This is a genomic window from Sulfitobacter sp. M05 (assembly GCF_029285175.1).
GTDB lineage: Bacteria > Pseudomonadota > Alphaproteobacteria > Rhodobacterales > Rhodobacteraceae > Sulfitobacter.
In genome coordinates, this window is sequence record NZ_JABEDH010000004.1 from 183,612 (window position 1) to 204,095 (window position 20,484).

Annotated in this window: 17 protein-coding genes, 1 tRNA gene and 2 pseudogenes; 7 read left to right on the top strand and 13 right to left on the bottom strand. The window is 58.2% G+C overall.

Translation table 11 applies throughout. From position 1 onward, the window contains the following. Positions 1–32 precede the first annotated feature (32 nt). The 4 genes from HKX44_RS16270 to HKX44_RS16285 all read right to left on the bottom strand — a co-directional run bounded on the left by HKX44_RS16270 (position 33) and on the right by HKX44_RS16285 (position 4,491). A complete protein-coding gene (locus HKX44_RS16270) occupies positions 33–1,280 on the bottom strand; it encodes an ABC transporter substrate-binding protein (RefSeq protein WP_276152423.1) in 1,248 nt (415 codons plus the stop codon). A gap of 121 nt (positions 1,281–1,401) precedes the next feature. Next, on the bottom strand, positions 1,402–2,364 hold the full coding sequence (locus HKX44_RS16275; protein WP_276152424.1) for a carbohydrate ABC transporter permease: 963 nt from the start codon (positions 2,362–2,364) through the stop codon (positions 1,402–1,404). Further along, a complete protein-coding gene (locus HKX44_RS16280) occupies positions 2,364–3,335 on the bottom strand; it encodes a sugar ABC transporter permease (protein WP_276152425.1) in 972 nt (323 codons plus the stop codon). Before HKX44_RS16280 ends, HKX44_RS16275 begins: the two co-directional genes overlap by 1 nt. A 1-nt stretch (position 3,336) precedes the next feature. Then, positions 3,337–4,491: an ABC transporter ATP-binding protein gene (locus HKX44_RS16285; RefSeq protein ID WP_276152426.1), complete on the bottom strand. Its 1,155-nt coding sequence runs from the start codon at positions 4,489–4,491 to the stop codon at positions 3,337–3,339. Positions 4,492–4,599: 108 nt separating this feature from the next. On the opposite strand from HKX44_RS16285, the pseudogene HKX44_RS16290 reads away from it, so the two are divergent. Further along, positions 4,600–4,728: pseudogene (locus HKX44_RS16290) on the top strand (LysR family transcriptional regulator); the annotation flags it as partial. Positions 4,729–4,815: 87 nt separating this feature from the next. Next, positions 4,816–5,463: a substrate-binding domain-containing protein gene (locus HKX44_RS16295; protein WP_276152468.1), complete on the top strand. Its 648-nt coding sequence runs from the start codon at positions 4,816–4,818 to the stop codon at positions 5,461–5,463. Between the two features lie 168 nt (positions 5,464–5,631). Here the strand turns inward: HKX44_RS16295 and HKX44_RS16300 are convergent. The 5 genes and pseudogenes from HKX44_RS16300 to HKX44_RS16320 all read right to left on the bottom strand — a co-directional run. Continuing rightward, a pseudogene (locus HKX44_RS16300) lies at positions 5,632–5,799 on the bottom strand (IS5/IS1182 family transposase); the annotation flags it as partial. 202 nt (positions 5,800–6,001) lie between these two features. Next, a tRNA-Gln gene (locus HKX44_RS16305) sits at positions 6,002–6,076 on the bottom strand. Positions 6,077–6,137: 61 nt separating this feature from the next. Next, on the bottom strand, positions 6,138–7,457 hold the full coding sequence (locus tag HKX44_RS16310) for a mechanosensitive ion channel domain-containing protein (protein WP_276152427.1): 1,320 nt from the start codon (positions 7,455–7,457) through the stop codon (positions 6,138–6,140). 87 nt (positions 7,458–7,544) lie between these two features. Then, positions 7,545–8,534 (bottom strand): NADPH:quinone reductase, encoded by a 990-nt coding sequence (locus HKX44_RS16315; RefSeq protein WP_276152428.1) that lies wholly within the window; start codon positions 8,532–8,534, stop codon positions 7,545–7,547. Between the two features lie 175 nt (positions 8,535–8,709). Continuing rightward, entirely contained in the window at positions 8,710–9,219 is a 510-nt protein-coding gene (locus HKX44_RS16320; RefSeq protein WP_276152429.1) for an SH3 domain-containing protein, read from the bottom strand. 118 nt (positions 9,220–9,337) lie between these two features. On the opposite strand from HKX44_RS16320, the gene HKX44_RS16325 reads away from it, so the two are divergent. The 5 genes from HKX44_RS16325 to HKX44_RS16345 all read left to right on the top strand — a co-directional run bounded on the left by HKX44_RS16325 (position 9,338) and on the right by HKX44_RS16345 (position 16,998). Continuing rightward, positions 9,338–10,324, top strand: a complete 987-nt coding sequence (locus tag HKX44_RS16325) for a D-glycerate dehydrogenase (RefSeq protein WP_276152430.1) — start codon at positions 9,338–9,340, stop codon at positions 10,322–10,324. 138 nt (positions 10,325–10,462) lie between these two features. Beyond that, positions 10,463–12,241, top strand: coding sequence for a gamma-glutamyltransferase (gene ggt / locus HKX44_RS16330; protein ID WP_276152431.1), 1,779 nt, complete (start codon positions 10,463–10,465; stop codon positions 12,239–12,241). 11 nt (positions 12,242–12,252) lie between these two features. Next, positions 12,253–13,659, top strand: coding sequence for an FAD-linked oxidase C-terminal domain-containing protein (locus tag HKX44_RS16335; RefSeq protein ID WP_276152432.1), 1,407 nt, complete (start codon positions 12,253–12,255; stop codon positions 13,657–13,659). A gap of 293 nt (positions 13,660–13,952) precedes the next feature. After that, the gene (locus HKX44_RS16340) at positions 13,953–16,445 is read left to right on the top strand and encodes an FAD-dependent oxidoreductase (protein WP_276152433.1); all 2,493 of its coding nucleotides are present in this window, start codon (positions 13,953–13,955) and stop codon (positions 16,443–16,445) included. A 64-nt stretch (positions 16,446–16,509) separates the two neighbouring features. After that, on the top strand, positions 16,510–16,998 hold the full coding sequence (locus HKX44_RS16345; RefSeq protein ID WP_276152434.1) for a hypothetical protein: 489 nt from the start codon (positions 16,510–16,512) through the stop codon (positions 16,996–16,998). Positions 16,999–17,013: 15 nt separating this feature from the next. On the opposite strand, the gene HKX44_RS16350 is transcribed toward HKX44_RS16345, so the two are convergent. From HKX44_RS16350 to HKX44_RS16365, 4 genes are read right to left on the bottom strand one after another with little or no spacing between them, the layout of a single operon-like run. Further along, complete coding sequence (locus HKX44_RS16350) at positions 17,014–17,796, bottom strand: GH25 family lysozyme (RefSeq protein WP_276152435.1); 783 nt, start codon at positions 17,794–17,796, stop codon at positions 17,014–17,016. After that, a complete protein-coding gene (locus HKX44_RS16355; protein ID WP_276152436.1) occupies positions 17,793–18,446 on the bottom strand; it encodes a DUF938 domain-containing protein in 654 nt (217 codons plus the stop codon). The genes HKX44_RS16350 and HKX44_RS16355 overlap by 4 nt, the downstream gene beginning before the upstream one ends. After that, positions 18,443–19,522, bottom strand: coding sequence for an FAD-binding oxidoreductase (locus HKX44_RS16360; RefSeq protein ID WP_276152437.1), 1,080 nt, complete (start codon positions 19,520–19,522; stop codon positions 18,443–18,445). Before HKX44_RS16360 ends, HKX44_RS16355 begins: the two co-directional genes overlap by 4 nt. After that, the gene (locus HKX44_RS16365; protein WP_276152438.1) at positions 19,519–20,460 is read right to left on the bottom strand and encodes an aldo/keto reductase; all 942 of its coding nucleotides are present in this window, start codon (positions 20,458–20,460) and stop codon (positions 19,519–19,521) included. The genes HKX44_RS16360 and HKX44_RS16365 overlap by 4 nt, the downstream gene beginning before the upstream one ends. Positions 20,461–20,484: the final 24 nt, after the last annotated feature.

A 20,484-nucleotide genomic window follows, 5' to 3' on the forward strand; every position in this document is an offset into this window, starting at 1 on the left:
GGCCGCCCCCGCAAGGACGACCAGAGGTTGGTTTAGCCGTTCGGCAGCAGGTCAGCGATTTCCTCGACCAGTTCTTCCTGCAGTTCTTTCATGTCGGTGGCGTCACCGGTGACGATGCGTTCGATCCCGTCATAGATCACCTGCGTGATGGCCAAGCCGTTATCGCCGGGATAGGCCAGCCAGTCGCGCAACAGCGGAAGCTGGTCCACAGCTGTCTGCTTGTTAGGGTTCTGGTCGTAGAAATCGGCGAGGATGATCTCGTTTGCGGCCTTGTTCGGTGGCATGTAGCCCGTGGTCTTAGCCACTTCTGCAGCCCCTTCACCAGAGGTGATGAACTTCAACCAAGCCCAAGCCGCTTCGCGCACGGCAGGATCTTCGGAGGTCGAGGTCAGCATCGCTGCGTTACCGCCTGCTGGCAGACCCTTGGGGGTACCGTCAAGACCGGGGAATGGACCCGTGACAAGTTCATACTCGCCTTGGCTACGTTCAACCGCGCCGAGGGCTGAAGTGGACCAGAACATCATACCAACATCACCCGCAGAGAATGACGACAAAGCGGCCTTCCATTCAAGATTCTGCATTTCACACTCTGTGAAGATTTCCTGCATCTGCTCAAGAGCGACCAGTGCCTCTGGGCTGTCCATGGTCACGCGGCCTGCTTCGACGATGGCTTTGTCCTGGCTCCACAATAGGGCCTGTACAAACCAGTTGCCGGTGATGTTCCAGCCCCAGAAGATTGGGTTGTCGATGCCATTGGCTTTCATGGTTTTGCAGGCTGTGATGACCTCGTCCCATGTTGTTGGCAATTCAGAGATGCCACCTTCACGCAGGATGTCCATGTTGTAATAGCCTACCGGCAGAGAGATCGAGAACGGTAGACCGTAAACTTCGTCATTAAAGGTCGACAGAGATAGCATTGCTTCATGGTAGCCTTCTGTCTCAAAATTGGTCTCCGCCGCAATGAACGGGGCCAATGACTGGGCGATGCCTTTGTCGACCAATGGTGCCTGACGGTTCAAACCTTGCATGGTGACGTCTGGCAAATTGCCTGCGACAGCTTCGCGCAGAACCGTATTGGTGGCATCCTCATAAGATTCATACGTGGCGCGGAACTTTACCTCGATATTCGGGTGCGCGGCCTGAAAAGCAGGCATCATCGCCTCGTAGGTCACGTCAAACAGGTGGCTATAGGGATAGGCGAACTCAATCGTCACCTTGTCTTCGGCGAAAGCGGCGGTGGCGGAAAGCGCCAGAGCCATTGCAGTTACGGTATTTTTCATTATCTCTACTCCAGTTGGCGGGGACGTCCGGTTTGGCGATTGGTAGACCCCAATGATGTTCCCCGTATGGGGGGCAATGATCCCCTTTCGGGGCTATGGGTAGGGCGGGCCAAGGCGCGCCCTACTTCATTCCAGACAGCGTGATCCCCTCGATAAAGCGGCGTTGTGCTAGCAGGAACGCGACAATCAGTGGTGTGACAATAACGGTGGCTGTGGCCATCATCGGGCCAAAGAACGACCCGTCCCCATCGCCCTTGAACTCGCGCAAACCCAATGGCGGGGTGAATAGATCGCGGTTTCCGGTCACAACGATGCGCGGCCAGAAATAGTCGTTCCAATGGGCTACGACGGAAAAGATCGCGAAGGCCAGAAGCGCAGGGATTGCCGTGGGCAACATGACCCGCCAGACGATGGTCAGCTCGGACATTCCGTCCATGCGCGCGGCGTCAATCAGATCGTCAGGCACAGTCATGAAGAACTGGCGCATCAGGAAGATTCCAAAGACCGAGATCGTCCAAGGCACGACAAGGGCTGCATAAGTGTTGGTCAGCCCCAGCTTCGCCAGCCCGATATAAAGCGGCAATGCAATGGCGTGGACAGGGATCAACAGACAGAACAGGACCAGCCCAAAGACCGCATCGCGCCCCCAGAAATTCAGCTTTGCCAGTGCATAGGCCGCAGGCAGGGCCACAACGCTTTGGATGAGGAAGATCGAAAGCGTGACGGCCACGCCATTCAGTAGATAGCGGACAAGCGGCGCTTCGGTGAAGGCTTTGGAGTAGTTGAACACGACAGGCCGCATGGAACAGGCAGCCTCAGTCTCGGCCAAAAGAGAGGCCTGAACACTGGCGTCGTCTTGGCCCAAAAACCGGGTGCGGGCGGCTTCGATATCGGCGCGGCCCGGCTGGCGCAGGGCGATACAGCGCGGGTCGATCATCTGCTCCTGACGGCCGAAAAAGCCGCCTTCACCGCGGTCGATTTCGCCGGGGCTTTTGAACGAATAGCTGACCATCATGTAGAACGGCGCCAGCACGATTATCGCGCCAAGGATCAGCACCAGATGTTTCCACCAATCACGTGTCATCAGTAGTGCACCTTGCGTTCGACCAGCCAGCGCTGGATCAGGGTCAGAAACATCACGAACAGCAGGAATAACATCGTGATGGCCGAGCCGATCCCAATCAGGTTCTGTTGGATGCCTTTCTCGAAGATCGCGAACATCATCACGTATGCGGATTTGTTCGGCCCGCCGCCTTGCGGCCAGAAGGCTTCGATCGTGTCAAAGACTTGAAAGGCGCGAATGCAGGAAATGGTCACGACAAAGACAGTGGTTGGTCCGAGCGCGGGCCATGTGACCAGCCAGAACCGCTCCCACCCGGAACGGGCACCATCCATTTCTGCGGCGTGGTACAGCTCTCGATGCACCGACGTTAAACCGGCCAAAAACAACACCATATTAAAGCCGAAGCCCTGCCAGATGCCAATGAAACACACGACCCAGATTGCGTAGTCACGATCCCCCAGCCACAGGGGGAAACCATCGGCGCAACCACCTGCAAAGAAGGGGATGACCTCGAACCAGGTGCCGCATGCCATTTCTAACGTACGGTTCACCATGCCAATGGTTGGATGCAGCATAAATTCCCAAGCAATTGCCATTGCCAGAAGCGTGGCCATCACAGGTAGGAAATAGATCGTTTTGTAGATGTCCCCGATCCGGCCCAATGAGTGGACAAGCAAAGCCGCTCCAAGGCCAAGACCCACGGAAATTGGCACCACTGTGACCACATAGGTAAAGGTCGCGACAAACATCTTTTCGTAAGTGGAGCGGGTGAACAGGCGTTCGTAGTTTTTCAGCCCGATCCAATCGAAACCAGCGTTGCCCAATGAATAGTTGGTGAAAGACAGGACACCAGCCACGATGATTGGTATCAGCAGGATTAAGACCATCAGCGCCAAGGCAGGCGCGACCAACCCCCAGCCCGCGCGCGCAGGTCTGTTGTCGGTTTTGGGTTTGGTGACATCTGCTGCGACGCTGGATTCCAATACCACCATGTCAGGCCACCTCAGGTGCGCAGGTGACAGCACCTTCGACGTGACGCAACCGCGCGCCCCCCGCGTCGAATATTATCGCCGCGCTCAAATCAAAGCTCAGACCAACCTGCGCACCCAGACCCAATCTGTGCCGTTGTGCTGGCATCGCTCGCAAGGTCACCCGCGATCCATTGCTGTCTAGCGCAACTTGGGCGAAGACTTCTGATCCGAGATTTTCTAAATGCACTACACGTCCGGTCAAATGCGGCTTGGATTGGGTCAATTGCAGGGCCTCGGGGCGCAGACCCATCTGCATCACCTTTGGGCTTTCGGTAGATAAGTGAGAATTCAAAACCTGATCAAACAGCATTAGTGCGCTACCGTTGCGCTCCAAGGGCAGGACATTGATCTTGGGCGAGCCAATGAATTCAGCCACGCGAATATCGTCAGGATCTTCATAGATCACATCTGGAGCCGCACATTGCAGGATTTCACCGCCCATCATCACCGCGATCCGGTCAGACATGGTCATGGCTTCGACTTGATCATGGGTGACGTAGATGAACGTGGCCTTCAGGCGGCGGTGCAACTCGGCGATCTCGGCGCGGGTCTGAACGCGCAGCTTCGCATCAAGGTTTGATAGCGGTTCATCCAACAAAAACGCCGCCGGATCGCGCACCAACGCGCGGCCCAAGGCAACACGCTGTCGTTGGCCGCCTGACAATTGCCCTGGCTTGCGATCAAGAAGCGCCGCGATTTCCAGCATCTCGGCCGCATGCCGGACAGCTTGGGCGATGTCGTCTTTATGCGTCCGCGCACCGGGCAAGATACCGCCCAGCACCGGCAACCGCTGCAGGGCTGTCATTTGGCGCATCTGCAAAGGCACAGCGATATTCTCGGCCACGGTCAAATGCGGGTAAAGCGCATAGGATTGAAACACCATCGACAGATTGCGGTCCGCGGCGCGGAGCTGTGTCACCTCCGCACCGCCGATTGCGATGGTGCCGCTAGTCGGCGTTTCCAGTCCTGCGATAATCCGCAATAGGGTCGACTTTCCGCAGCCAGAAGGGCCCACAAGTGAAATGAATTCTCCATCCTTCACGTCCAAGGTCACCCCTTTCAAGACGGAGGTCTCTCCGAAGTGCTTGGTGACAGATGCGATGTGCAAATCTGACATGTGATTCCCCTTTGGTTCAACCAAGGGAATAGGTGGCGAGCACAACAGTTTTGTGTCGTCATATTAGTGAAACCGATGGGTTCTATCTGAGGGGCAAAAGGAAAGATCATGCGCCCCAACCACCATCAATTCGAAGCCTTTGCCTATGTCGTCCGTGAGGGGAGCTTTTCCGCTGCGGCCGCACGGCTTGGCGTTACCCAATCCACGATCACGCAACATATTGCCAACCTTGAAAAAAGCGTCGGGACACTTCTTTTGCTGCGTGGACGCGACGGGGTGGAACTGACCCCAACCGGACTGGATTTTTATGATCTGGCAGACCGCATGAGCGCCCTCAGCGCAGAGGTCACCGAGAGGCTCGAGGGGTTCAACGCCATGAAAGAAGGGCGCCTCAAGATCATCGGAAATGCGCCACAACCCGCGCTGAAAATCATCGCCCGGTTTCAGCGCCGTTTTCCCGATATCCGCGTCGATTTTGGGCTTTACGATTGGACGACGGCCAAATCAATGATCGGCAACCGCCTTGCGGATGTAGGCTTGATCACGGATGCGCCCGATCACGAGCATTGGGAAAAGATCCATATAGAAAGCGCCCGTTACATGATCTATTGCCGCTGCGATCACCCTTTCGCCAAGCGCACCAAGATTTCACTGTCTGAACTTGAACAAGAGACAGTCATTGTGCCCGAGAAGGGGTCGCTCACGCGCCGCTTACTTGACCACACTTGCGATCGTTACGACATTTCCCTTAATCGCGTAGCCATCATGACGACTTTCCCATTGATGTGCGAAGCGGTGTTGCAGGGCATTGGTGTCGCCTTGTTCCTTCAAAACAGCAGCTTGATCAAAAACAATCTTTGCGAAATTGACATCGAAGAAATGCCCGAATCCCGAAAGACGTCGCTCATCGCAACCAAAGATCGCACGCGATTGAAACTCGTTTCAGAATTCATCAATGCCGCCATTGAATGAGAATACTCCGAGCATTCGGTTCCACTTTGCGAACTAAAAGCAGCCATTCATGTGTCCTGCAACATTGGAAGGGTTGAGCTGAATTCGTTGAAAAAGTCCTTGGTTTCGGCAGGCTGGTTTGGGGTAGAGGTTTGATTTTGTTGAGATGTCGAGGGCGTGGCCGCCGCTTCAACCTGCGGCGGGCGGCATTGGCTTGAGTTTGGCCCGTTTTCGGAGATTTTGGGCGGTGGCTGCGAGGGTAAACTCGTCTTGAACGCCACATGGGCTTCGTAGTCGGAGCCGTCCCAGGCCGAGGATGCGTTTAAGATGGGCAAAGAGCATCTCTGCCTTTTTCCGTCGCGCCTGCCACACGAAGAAAGGGCCGTCCCGTCATGGGGCGGCTCCCTCGATGACGATGCTGAAAGGGTACACACCCGTGACACCCGTTGTACCCGCTAGAACAGCAGCAACGAAGGTCACCACAAACGGGGGCATTATTGGGGGCATTTCGCGCCTGCTTTGGCCCCTCGGGACAATCAAGCATCATGTAAGAAAGACTTGGCTGGGGTGGTAGGATTCGAACCTACGATCTCCTGTACCAAAAACAGTTGCCCTACCACTAGGCCACACCCCAATCCGTGCCGCTAGATAGTCCGAGAGAAATCCACGCGCAAGACCCCAAATTACAAAAATCTTCATTCTTCTGATGCGGTGTCGCTCAACAGGTCGTGGCGTGACAGTTCTGCACGTTCCTGATCGACGATTTTTTCCAGTTCCTGATCCTGAGTTGCGGCCACTTCCTGCACCGGTGCTGGGGTCTGAGGTTGTTTATGGCTTTCAGTAAGTTGTTTTTTATCAATATCTTGCGTTTCTACCGGCAGGTTCTCGATCCGGTAGCTTGGCACAGGGGCGGCGATGGCGTCGGCGTCAAAAGCCGCCTGTGTCAGCCGGATCGCTTCGGAGCGGGCGAGGGTGATATTTGTTTCGTTCTGGTTGATCCATGCGGCCATCGACAGGGTGATCCAGAAATCATCGACTGATTCCACCCAGACCGAGGCTTCGGGTTCAGACAGGACAAAGGGCAAACGGTTCAGCACCTCAAGCGCAAGCGTGCGGGCGTGATCCAGATCGGCGTCAGACGCGACGCTGAGCGCGAAGGTGAACCGCCGTTCAGCATTGCGCGAATAGTTGACGATGCGGCTTTTGAAGACAGTGGCATTGGGAATGCGAATATGGTTGCCGTCAAAGCTGAGCAGGATTGTGGCGCGGGATGTCAGGCGAATTACCTTGCCGGTGTCGCCTTCGATTTCGACGGTATCATTGGGGCGAAAGGGCTGGCGGATCGACAACATGATCGAGGCGATGAAGTTTTCCACGGTATCGCGTACGGCAAATCCGATGGCGAGGCCGGCAATCCCCGCCGCCCCCAGAATGCCCGACAGCAGGGCGGTGGCATTCACAATATCAAGGGCAATGACCAGCCCCCCGATGACAAACAGCAGGCGGGTAATCTGGCGGTAAATATCCGCGATAAATGCATTGGGAGACAGGCGGTCCCAAGGTTGTTTCCGCCGCGCCAGCCAAAAGCCAAAGACCACCACAAGCGCAAACACCGACAATGCCACCAAGGCCAAAGGTAGAAAGGCAATCAATTGGGTCGCGCGCGTTCTGAAACGGTCCATGGCGGGGTTCAGCCGCTCTACAACATCGGTGCTTTCCTGAACGGTATTTTCAATCGCAACAACGCCCTCGATGCGGCTGGCCAGCTCGTTCAGACGGTCGGCCTTGCCGGGGTCCAATGTGGTGCCGCGCAGCGTCACAATACCCGAGGAGACCGTCACGCTGATGTCGTCATAACCGTCCAGCTCGCCCAGGATATCGCGAATCCGGTTGGCAATGGCCGCATCCGCGCTGGCATTGTCGCTTAGGGCGATGGTGCCGGTAGGTTGTTCAGCGGTTTGTGTATGGGCCGCAAGGGGCAGGACGAGGCAAAGCAGGACGGCAATAATACGCATGATAAATCCAGTGATTTGAATATCACGAGGCTAATCGGGTGTCCGGGCTTTGGCAATTGGGGGCGCGGAGCCGCGCCCCGTGTCAGATCAACCGTCGCATTTGAGCAGAATCGCACCGCTGCGCCCGCCAGCCTCAACCGCGTGATGGGCCGCGATGGCGTCCTCCAGCGGGTAAACCTGTTCAACAGGGCAGGTTAGCGCGCCTGCGGTCAATGCCGCGTGCAGCTTGTCGATCATTGCGGCGCGTTCAGCTGGTGGCAGCAGATAGATCAACAGAATGTCGATGGTCACTGCTTTGAACAGCAGGGGCAGGAACGGCAGGGTTGGTTCCATGCTTTTGGCCGACCCATAGGCGGCAAGGCGTCCGTTGGGGGCAATCACTTCGGCGTCCAGCGCGATATTGAGGCCAAATTCAACTTCGACCACCGTTGAAATCAGGGCTCCGTCATTGGCGGTAAGGATTTGTGCCGCAAGGTCAGGGGCGCTGTAATCCAACACCACATCAGCACCTGCGGCTTGCACACGGGCGGTGTCACGCGGGCTACAGGTGGTGATCACCCTTGCGCCGCCCCATTTCGCCAATTGCACAGCCAGCAAGCCGACTGTGCCGGCCCCGCCTTGAATAAGGACGGTCTGGCCGGTGATGTCATGGCCGCCAAAGACGGCAAGTGCCGCCGTCAGCCCCGGAATTCCAAGGATCGCGCCGGTTTCAAGGCTGACATCATTAGGCAGGGGAACTGCCATGGCGGCGGGCAGAGTGATGTGGCTGGCGGCGGTGCCCTGCGGGCGTTGCCACTGGCCGTTCCAGATCCAGACGCGTTGCCCGATACGGGCGGCGTCGACGCCCCCGCCAACCGCCTCGATCACACCGGCACCGTCACTGTGCGGGATGATTTGTGCAAATGCCGGCGTGGTCATGCCGGGGCGGCCGTTGCGGGATTTCACATCGGACGGGTTTACGCCGGAATAGGCAATGGCCACGCGCACCTCGCCGGGTTGCGGGGCAATGTCGTCCAGGGTTTGAAGCTGCAAAACGTCTTTGGCGGGGCCAAGTTTAGTATAGGTAATGGCGCGCATGAGGTGTCCTTTCAGGGGGTGTTGGGGGCACCCTGTCGGAAACCGGGCAGGCATGCAATTGCGCCGCTGCGTGCGGTGACGCGCTGTACTTGCCCGCGGGCAATTCGCGAAACGCGCTTTGATATCATGTATTTGTTATTTATTAACAGTGTCTTAATCTTATTTTTTGATCCGTTCAGTTGCGCAGTTCGCTAGCGCCAACTCCCCAAAGCCGTGATTTCGGTGCCCACCCTTTGTAGCCGCCCGAACGCAACTCGCACCATTCCAGATCGCAATCTCCCAAACGTGCGACTACCCCCAACTCAAGCGCCGCAGACACCGGTGCGCCTGGGTCGGGCCGCACATGCAATTGCAGCATGTCCTGTTCGATCAGCACAGTTCGGGTTCCCGAAAGCAGCGAATAATGGACCCAGCCGCCCATGCCGTCCCGGTCCTCGACACGGCGCCAGTGGCCGTGTTCTGCGGTGATCAAGAGCGGCATGTCACGGCGTTTGAAGACCCAGTCGATGCGATGTGACAGGGAAGGGCCGCGGCGTACGTTGCCCTCGGCGGCTTTCATCGAAACATAGCGCGGCAAAGGGAGACTGGTGACACTGCCGACCTTGCCGCCGCCGGCAGGCGACGCGGCAAGCGGGACGGACAACAGCAGCGCCAGAAGCGCCTGCATTAGCGAAAATCGGAACATGGGTGCTGCCTGCACTTTGATTTGTTTGCTCTTTTGCTGCGCGGGGTTCTTGTGCCTTGCGCTTGCATGGGACACCATGGCGCTCAGAGCAGTGAAGGCCAAGGCCCAGGAGAGAGACATGTCAAAGAAACGTTTGAGTGTTGTAGTCACGCGACGGTTACCGGATGCGGTAGAAACCCGTCTGTCAGAGCTGTTTGACGTCAGGTTGCGCGAAGATGACACGGCGATGACCCGCACCGAACTGACCGAAGCGATGAAAACAGCAGATGTATTGGTGCCCACGGTCACTGATGACATTGATGCGGCAATGATTGCACAGGCGGGAGAGCAGCTGAAGCTGATCGCCAACTACGGGGCGGGGGTTGATCACATCGATGTGGCCACAGCCCGCCAGCGCGGTGTTCTGGTCAGCAATACCCCTGGCGTATTGACTGAAGATACCGCCGATATGACCATGGCGTTGATTTTGGGTGTCACGCGCCGCATGTCCGAAGGTATGGCGATGATGCAAAAGGGCGAATGGTCTGGTTGGGCCCCGACGGCATTGCTGGGCGGGCGGGTCAGCGGGCGCCGTTTGGGAATTCTGGGCATGGGGCGGATCGGTCAGGCTGTGGCGAAACGCGCGGCGGCCTTCGGGATGCAGGTGCATTATCACAACCGGCGCAAACTGCATGAAAGCATCGAAAACAGTCTGGAAGCGACCTATTGGGAGAGCCTTGACCAGATGGTGGCGCGGATGGACGTGATCAGTGTGAACTGTCCCCATACACCAAGCACCTTTCATTTGATGAACGCGCGGCGGCTGAAGTTGATGAAGCCCGACGCGGTGATTGTGAATACCTCGCGCGGGGAGGTGATCGACGAGAATGCGCTGACGCGGATGCTGCGCGCGGGCGAGATCAAGGGCGCAGGGCTGGATGTTTATGAACACGGTACAGCGGTGAATCCGCGGTTGCGCGAATTGGATAACGTGATGTTGCTGCCGCATATGGGGTCGGCGACATTGGAGGGGCGGCTTGAGATGGGGGAAAAGGTGATCATCAATATCAAAACTTTTGATGACGGTCACCGGCCACCGGATCAGGTGGTCCCGTCGATGTTGTGACGGCGGCCCCTGTCGAAAGGGGCGGGCAAGCCCGCATGTGATTTTATTAATTTTCCTAAAAGGGGAAAATTTGATGAGGGCGCTGCCCTCATACTCCCGCAGGATTTAAGGCCAAAAAGAGAAACAAGGAGAGGTGCCATGTGGAAGGTTCTGAGTGTTTTATCGGTGGTTCTGGCGGGAGCTGCGGGGGCGCAGCAGGTGGCAGATGCTGTTGAGCCGGAAGCGGGCGGCGCGGGTGTGTTTAAGGGGCTGCCTGCGCAGATCGCCACGGCATTGGCTTCCAAGGATGCCGGTGTGCCGGTTGTTGCTTCGGAGTGGATGATCGCGGCGGCCAATCCACATGCGGTCAAGGCTGGCGCGGATGTATTGGCTGCCGGAGGCACGGCGGCAGACGCCTTGGTGGCGGTGCAGGTTGTTCTGGGGCTGGTCGAACCGCAGTCATCCGGTCTGGGCGGTGGTGCCTTTCTGGTTTGGTATGATGCGGCAACCGGAGAGCTGACGACGTTGGACGGGCGTGAAACCGCGCCTTTGGCGGTGACGCCGCGTTTATTTCAGGATGCCGCGGGGGAGCCGTTGAAGTTTTTCGACGCGGTTGTGGGCGGGCGTTCTGTTGGCACGCCGGGCACACCTGCCTTGCTGGCCGAGGTGCATCGGCGTTGGGGCACGCAGGACTGGGCGTCGTTGTTGGTCCCTGCCGAGGCGTTGGCGCGCGACGGATTCACGGTTTCGCCGCGCTTGGCGAAACTGGTAGTGGGGGATGCAGAGCGGCTGGCGTCCTCAGCTGTGACGGCAGCCTATTTCATGCCGCAGGGGGTGCCGGTGGCCGCCGGGGATGTGTTGAAGAACCCGGCTTATGCGGCGACGCTTGCGGCCTTTGCCGAGGACGGGGACGCCGCGTTTTATGGTGGGCCGATCGGACGCGACATCGTGGCGACAGTACAAGGCGCTGAGGGCAATCCGGGTGTTCTGGCCGAGGTTGATCTGGCGATTTATCAGGTCAAGGAGCGACCGGCGGTCTGTGCGCCTTATCGCGGGCATGAGGTGTGCGGCATGGGGCCGCCGTCTTCTGGTGCGGTGGCCGTCGGGCAGATACTGGGCGCGCTCGAAGGGGTTGATCTGAGTGCAGGGCCGCAGGATTTGACGGTACGGCGGTTGATGGGCGATGCGGCGCGTTTGGCCTTTGCCGATCGTGGGCGTTATCTGGCGGATGATGATTATGTGCCTGTGCCAGTGACCGGTTTGCTGGACCCGGCCTATCTGGCAGAGCGGGCCAAGCTGTTGGATACCGGTATGGCCTTGGAGGAGGTCAGTGCGGGAGAACCGAAATGGGATCATGCGCTGAATTGGGCGGATGACGAGAGTATCGAGTTGCCCTCGACCTCGCATATCTCGATCGTGGACAAGGCCGGTAATGTGGCCAGCATGACAACGACAATCGAGAATGGTTTTGGCAGCCGCCTGATGGTGGGCGGCTTTCTGTTGAATAATGAGTTGACGGATTTTTCCTTCCGGACGCATCGGGATGGGGTGCCGATTGCCAACCGGATCGAACCGGGCAAGCGGCCCCGGTCGTCGATGGCCCCGACCATTGTCATGAAGGATGGTGCCCCTGTGATGGCTGTAGGGTCACCCGGCGGATCACGGATCATTGGATATGTGGCCCAGACCATTGTGGCGATGATCGACTGGGGTATGGATGTGCAGCAGGCAGTCAGTGTGCCCCATGCGGTGAACCGGTTTGGCACCTATGACCTTGAGGAAGGAACCGCATCGGTTGAGCTGACCGAGGGGTTGACGGCCATGGGATTCAAGGTGGGCACGCGCGGGTTGACCAGTGGGCTGCATGTGATTGCGATGGGGGATGAATTGCAAGGCGGGGCGGACCCGCGGCGCGAGGGCATCGCCTTTGGGCAGTAAGGAGAGACTGTATGGCTGATGGTGGGGCGCAGGTGCGCAACAAGGATGGGATCGCAGCGGCGCTGGGTGTGCTAAAGCAGCAGTTTGGCGAACGGTTTCAGACCGGGCAGGCCATTTGCGAACAGCATGGGCATACCACAACGTGGATCGAGAACCAGATGCCGGATGGGGTGGTTTTTGCCCGGTCGACCGCCGAAGTGGCGCAGATCGTAAAGGTTTGTGCGGCCCATCAGGTCCCAGTGATCGCCTTTGGTACCGGCACGTCGCTGGAGGGGCATGTGAATGCGCCGCTTGGCGGTATCTCCATCGACCTCAGCCAGATGGATAAGGTGCTGGAGGTTAATGCCGGTGATCTGGATTGCCGCGTGCAACCGGGGGTCACACGGGAGGCGCTGAATACGCATTTACGCGACCAAGGCCTGTTCTTTCCAATTGATCCGGGCGCCAACGCGTCGATTGGCGGGATGACCGCGACGCGGGCGTCGGGCACCAATGCGGTGCGCTATGGCACGATGAAGGACAATGTGATCAACGTCGAGGCGGTGATGGCGGACGGGTCAATCATCCGCACGGCAAGGCGGGCGAAAAAAACATCAGCCGGATATGACCTGACGCGGCTGATGGTCGGCTCTGAAGGGACATTGGGCATCATCACGGAAATTACTCTGCGTTTGCAGGGGATACCTGAAGCGATGTCTGCGGCACGCTGTTCGTTTCCCAGTGTTGAGGCGGCTGCGAAAACCGTGATGGCGGTGATCCAATACGGTGTGCCTGTGGCGCGGATCGAATTGCTGGACAGTGCCATGGTCGGGGCGGTGAATGCCTATTCCAAGCTGGATTTACCGGTGTCGCCGATGTTGCTGCTGGAGTTTCACGGATCGGATGCTGGTGTGGCAGAGCAGGCAGAGACCTTTGGCATGTTGGCTGAGGAACAGGGCGCCATGGGGTATACCGCCACCAAGACCCTTGAGGAACGCAACAAGCTTTGGCAGGCGCGTCACGATGCCTATTGGGCGATGATGACGATCAGGCCTGGTTGTGACGCGGTGGCATCCGATGTCTGTGTGCCGATTTCACGGCTGGCGGAGGCCCTGACGCTGGCCGAGGCCAAGGCGGCAGAGATGCGGGTTGTCGCACCCACGGTGAGCCATGCGGGGGATGGTAATTTCCATGCCACGGTATTGGTGAATATGGCGGATGCAGACGAGGTGACCAGAGCCAAGGGTTTCATTTCGTGGCTCAATGATATGGCCATCGGGATGGAAGGTACCTGCACCGGTGAGCATGGGATCGGGCAGGGCAAACGCCCCTATCTGGAGCGCGAACTGGGGCCGGAAACATTGGCGGTGATGGGGTTGATCAAAAAGGCGCTGGACCCGGCGAACATCATGAACCCCGGTAAGATCTTGTCGCAATAACACTGCGGTCCGGGGCTGCCCTGGCTTTGTCAATTCCTGCCTTGGAAACGGCGGTTCTTCTGTGATGTCGGACTCTGAATTTTTTGGGCCGGCACCGAGGAATGTCTTCCTTGTCGTTATCGGGAAGAGCAGGACAGCCGGTTCGGGTGCTTTGATGCTTGAAGCCTAGGCTGCGTAAACAGTCGGATAGCGGCACAAGGTCGGTTTTTTGTTATGTTGGGTCGGCTGACGCACCGTGATCTCGGCAAGGCGGCGTAAAACAAACGCAACACTGTCAGAAGGATTCGGGGCATATGAAAACGAACGTCAAAGCATTGGTTGTCGGCGGCGGTGCCGTGGGAACCTCGATTGCCTATCATCTGGCAGCGGCTGGTTGGGATGATGTCATGCTGCTTGAGCGGGACGAGCTGACCTCGGGCTCGACATGGCACGCGGCGGGCTTGTTGCCCTATTTCAATATGTCATATGCGACGACCCACATTCACGATTATTCCATCAAATACTACAAAACGCTTGAGGAAGAGACCGGTTTGAACGCAGGCTTTGCCGTTGTCGGTAACTTGCGTATGGCGCAGACTGATGAGCGTATGGACGAATATATGCTCTATGCCTCTACCGCCGAAACATGCGGCGTACCTTATCAGTTTATGACACCGGATGAGGTAAAGGCGAAATGGCCGTTGATCCGCACCGAAGATTTGAAAGGTGCGCTGTATCACGAAACCGACGGCTATATTAACCCCGCGGATGTCACCATGGCGATGGCCAAAGGGGCCCGCCAGCGTGGTGTCGCAATCGAACGCAAGTGGCAGGCGGATGCATTTCACTGGAACGGCACCCATTGGGAGGTGACCGTGACAAAGATGGTCGAAAAGGGCGGCAACCTTGTGCCCTCCGACGAACAGCTTGTCATCACTGCCGAACATGTTGTGACGGCATCGGGTAATCACGCACAGCGCACTGCCAAGATGCTGGGCATCAAGATGCCGGCCATTCCGGTTGAACATCAGTTCATCGTCATGGATCAGGATCCCGATCTGGTAAAATGGCGTGGTGAGGGCAATGTTGAACACCCTGTAATCCGCGATGCGGACGCGCAATCTTATGTGCGTGAAGAGCGCGGCGGCTGGATTTTGGGGGTCTATGAAAAAGACGCACCGGCCCGGTTTGAATACGGTGTGCCAGACAGCTTCCGTGCGGACCTGTTCCAGTTGGACCTTGAGCGGATCGAAAGCCAGTATGAAGCGATGATCCACCGCATTCCGTCCTGCGAGGAAAGCGGGTTGAAAGATGATTTCAACGGCCCGATTTGTTACACGCCTGACGGCAATCCCTTGGTTGGTCCGGCCCCCGGTTTGCGTAACATGTGGTTGGCTGAAGGCTTTTCATTCGGCATCACGGCGGCGGGTGGCACCGGCTATTACCTTGCACAGCTGATGGTGAACGGGGAGGCCGAGATCGACATGGCGTCGCTTGACCCCAAACGTTACGGCGATTGGATGACCACCGAATTTGCGGCCCGCAAGAATGAAGAGTGCTACGAACACGTTTACATTTTGCACCACCCTGATGAGGAACGGCCCGCTTGCCGGCCTCTGCGTACCTCGCCGGCCTATGACCGGCAGGCCGCACGTGGCGCACAGTTTGGCTGGGTCAACGGCTGGGAACGTCCGAACTATTTCGCACCTCAGGGGTTTAACGATCACGATGCACGGTCGTTCCGCCGTGGGGGGTGGTGGCAGTACGCAGTGGAAGAAGCCAAAGCGGTCCGCGAAGGCGTTGGCCTGATCGACGCCACAGCATTCACCAAACATGTGGTCAAAGGACCCGGTGCCACGGCTTTCCTTGACTGGTTCACCTGTAACAAACTGCCGTCCGTGGGGCGCATTAACCTGACCTATGCACTGACCGGGGCGGGCACGACACGTACGGAATATACCATCGTGCGGATTGCGCAGGACGAGTATTATCTTGTGAGTGCAGGGGCTTGGACAGCCTATGACAGTGATTACCTGCGCAAGGCGATCGAAGATAAAGCTCCTGAATTCGGCTATATCGAATGCCATGATGTGACCACGCAGTGGGGCGTGTTCGCCATCGCCGGACCAAAATCGCGCGATGTGCTGAACGAGATCGTCAAGGACGGCGAGCCGGAAACGGTATTGTCCAACAAGCGTTTCCCCTGGCTGACCATGCGCAACATCGAATTGGGCATGTGTCCGGTGCGGGCGATCCGTGTGGCCTATACCGGCGAATTGGGTTGGGAGCTGCACCACCCGATTGAGATGCAGAACTACTTGTTCGACCAGCTTGAAAAAGCCGGTGAAAAGCACGGGATGAAACTGGTCGGGGCGCGGGCACAAAACTGGTTGCGGCAGGAAAAATCCTATCGCGCCTTTGGCAACGAGCTGGGCCGCGATGCCACCCCGCTGGAGGCCGATCTGCCACGTTTTGTCGACCTGTCAAAGGAGTTTCACGGAAAAGCAGCGATGGAGGACCACGGCGTTAACGTGAAATGCGTGACTGTGCTGATCGACGGGCCTGCCGACGCAGACCCATGGGGCCGCGAGGTGCTATATGTAGAAGGTGAACGCACAGGTCGTCTGACCTCGGGCGGCTATTCTGTGGCTTTTGAAAAATCCATTGGCATGGGCTATGTGAAGCCGGAACATGCGGTTGTCGGGACCAAGTTAAAGGTGAAAATGCTAGATCAGCTGTGGGACGCCGAGATTGTCGAGGACAGCCCCTATGATCCCAAGAACACCACAATCCGCGTGGATGGCTGAGGGATTCACAATTTGTTAATCTGAATTTGGAAGGGTGAAGAAACCCTTTCAAATCGGAGCGACAATGGATGAATTACTGAAAGAAAGGTCTGTTTCCGAGCTATTGGCCCTACATGCAGAGGTTTCCGGCCTGTTGAAATCCAGCGGGGCCGTGCGATCTTCGAACAATCCGGCGGGCGACTATGCCGAAACACTGTTTTGTAAGGCCTTTGGGTGGGAGATGGCGGGGCCGTCGATCAAAGGATACGATGCCCGCGACGCGCAGGGTGTCCGTTATCAGATCAAGTCACGGCGGTTGACTGAAACCAACGGTTCGCGCCAGCTGTCCGCATTGCGAAACCTGCAGGACCGGCCATTTGATTTTCTGGCCGGCGTGCTTTTTTCAAGTGACTATCGCGTATTCAAGGCGGCGATTGTGCCGCATCGGCTGGTTCTGGAAAACACCCGCATTTCGGCCCATACCAACAGCCGATTGTTCCATTTGCGCGATGCGGTATGGAACTGGCCAGACGTGCGCGACGTCACAAAAACACTGCGTGCCGTCCGGCTCTAGCCGGCCTTTGCAACATTACTGCGCGCGCCTTGCCAGCCAGGCGTTCCATGCCTCGCGTCCACCGGAGAAAGCGTTCAGATCAACGTCGCCTTTGATGCCGGGAAGGATCCCTGTCGCGCTATACTGCCAGAACTTCCAGCTCTGACCGGGAAAGGCCTCGCGCGGGGTTTTGGCGGTGGTGCGCAGCCAGTATTCATACCCGCGAAAGGCTTTCAGGTTGTTCTCTCTGTAAAATTTTGGGGTGGTATAGATGATTGGGCGTTGACCGTAATGTGCCTCAACGATGCGCAACCAGACCCGCATCTGGCGTTGGACCTCGGCGGCGGGCGGGCGGACCTTGGCGCAGGTGGGTGAAAACGGGTTCCATTCCATGTCCAGCACCGGCGGCAAAGACCCGCGGCTGCGCGGTACGTTGCGAATGAACCATCGGGCCTGTACCTCGGGTGCTGTGCAGAAATAATAGAAATGATACGCACCACGCACCACGCCGGCCCGTCCTGCGCTGCGCCAGTGGTCCTTGAACGCCACATCCAGCAAATCACCGCCTTCGGTCGCTTTCAGAAAGGCGAAATTCACCCCGTTGGCGCGGGCGGTGTTCCAGTCGATGCTGGTTTGAAAACGCGCGGCATCAATGCCATGGACCGCAAAACGTGCCGGCGCAGGGCTGGCGAAGTCGACAGGTTTTGCATCGCGGAAATTCGGCGCGAACAGGACGCCCGGCGGGGCGGGTGGGGGCGCATTGCCGCCACAGGCCGCAAGGGCCAGCACGGTTAGAAAGGTCAGAATGCGGGCAATCATGATGCGGACTTTCTGGCGATAAAGCCAAGGTTGTTGGCGGGCATTTCCTGCGACAGGGCGGTCAGACCGGCTTGTGACAACCACTCTTGCATGTCGCTGGTATCTTTGTACCCGATTGTTGGATCGGCCGCACGTAATTCGGCGTCGAACCGTTCATCTGCGGCACTGATCAGATTGCCGTCACGGGTGAAAGGGCCATAGACCATCAGCGCCCCTTCCGGTGTCAGGGCCTGCGCTGCTTCGTTCAATAGAACGCGGGTTTCAGTCTTGGATATCAGGTGTAACAGATTAACAAGCACTATCAGATCCTGACCGCCATGCTCCGCAGACCACCCGGCGGCGGTGGCGTTCAGTATCTGCGCAGGCCGGACATTGCGCAGGCCGCTGCTGTCAACATAGCTGTCGATACTGCGCAGCCGCTCGGGTGCGATATCGGTGGGCTGCCAGTCAAAACCGGGCAGGGTTTCGGCAAAGGTAATGACATGCTGGCCGGTCCCGCTGGCGATTTCCAGAGCCCGCCCGCCGGATGCTGCATTGTCGCGCAGGAAAGTCGCGATAGCAGCAGCATTGCGCGCGGCAGAGGGGGCGTGCAGTTTTGCGCCCTCCGCCGGTGTGGCGATGCTGGCACTGGAGGGCAGGGCGCGGCTCACGAGCGTAACCGATCTGGCGTCAGCTGGGCCACCAGATCCGCGGCCAGTTCCGGTGTGCGCCCCACCACCAGATCCGCAAGCAACTGCGAGGCTGCCGGCGCAGTTTGAAACCCGTAACCGCCCTGACCGGCGCACCAGACAAAGCTGGCGTCGCTGGGATCAGGCCCCAATACCAAGGCGCGGTCCGGTGCAAAACTGCGCAGTCCCGCCCATGAGGCCAGCAAGCGGGTGACCGGTTCTGTCATCATGGTTTCATACCGCGCGATGCCTTCAGCCAGCACCATATCATCCGCCCATGCATCATGCGGTTCGACGGCATCCTCTTCAGCGGGAGAGACGATCAGAGCGCCGGCATCGGGTTTGGCATACCACGCTTCGTTTACACCAAAGAACATCGGCCATTGGGCCACGTCATGTCCGCCCGGGGCCGGGATGCGCGCCATCGAGCGACGGTGCGGAACGATGCCCAGAGGCGCGATGCCGGCCATTTGGGCCACAGGATCGGCCCAGGCACCCGCTGCGTTCACCAATGTCGCGCAGGTGTAATCGGTGCCACCCGCCGTTACGGTCCAGCCCTGCGCAGTGCGTTTGATCGCGGAGGCCGGCGATTTCGCCACGACCTGTCCGCCGTTGGACTTCAGCACCCGGATGAAATCCTGCATCAGGCGATCGGTATCAATATCCAATGCATCCGCATGGTATCCGGCAAAGGCGACCTGATCACGGTTCAGGATCGGCAGGAAGGCGCAGGCGCGGTCAATGGAAATGGCGTCCAGCCCCAAGGCCGTCATGTCTTTTTCATAGGCTTCTTTTTCGTCAGCCTGTGCGACAATCAGAAAACCACGTGGGCTTAGGTATCCGCCGTTGGCCTCGTAATGATATGATTTACTGGCTGTGTTCAGCGCAACCGTGCTGGGCAGCCCGTAGTTTTCTTCATAAAGCGCGGCTGAGCGGCCAGAGGCGTGATAGCCCGTGCTGGCTTCTTGCTCCAGCACGGTAACCCTTGCGTCTGTTGACAGGCGTGCTGCGGCAGACAGGCCGGCGATACCACCGCCGATAATAATAATGTCACTCATTTTTGTTCTTCCAAGCGGTCGGTTGCAGGGGGAGGTGTTGGCGAAAGCGCGGCAATCTCATTGTAAAGATCATCAGGCATTTCATAGGTCAAGGCTTCTAGCGAAGGCTGCAATTGTGCTGCCGAGCGGGCCGAAATAATTGGGGTGGGCCCCGTGGGGTGGCGGGTGGCCCAGGCCACGGCCAGGGTGGCGGGGTGTACATCGCGGGCGGCGGCGATTTCCTTCAGGCCCTGTGCCGCCCTGTGCATCATGTCCTGCCCATAGCGCGCGGCATAACGGTCGTCTTCGGTCAGCCGGCCCGCAGCACCCCCTTGCGCATATTTCCCCGTTAGTAACCCGCCCCCCAGCGGTGAGTAGGGCGCAGCAAGGATGCCAAGGTCGTCGGCCATCGGCAGGATTTCGACTTCGGCCTGACGTTTGACAAGGCTGTACATCGGTTGGATCACAGCGACCTCCAGATCGAAACCGGCAGCGATTTGTGCGGCTTTGACCACTTGCCATGCGGCGAAATTGGACAGGCCGATGTGGCGGATATGGCCGCGCGCCTTGAGATCGGCAAAGGCGGCAAAACTTTCCGTCAGATCGGTGTGCGGGTCGAACCGGTGCAGATAGAGGACATCCAAAGTGTCGATTTGCATCCGCTGGCGCGAGGTTTCCGACGAGGCGAAGATATTCTTGCGGGTGGCAGCAACGTCATAGGCCGCCTTGGTCGCGATGATCAGCCGGTCGCGGTGGTTCTGAACGAACTGGCCCAGCAGGGTTTCAGAGGCCCCGTCGGTATAGACATGGGCCGTGTCAAAATGGGTAATGCCAGCGTGCAAACAGGCCTCGAACATCTCTTGTGCATGGGCGGCATCAGCGCGCCCGCCAAATTGCATGGTGCCAAAGGCAAGGCGACTGGCGCGGGTGCCATCGGGGGAGGTGAGCGTGTGTTTCATGGGCAATTGGTTGCACGGCTTGCG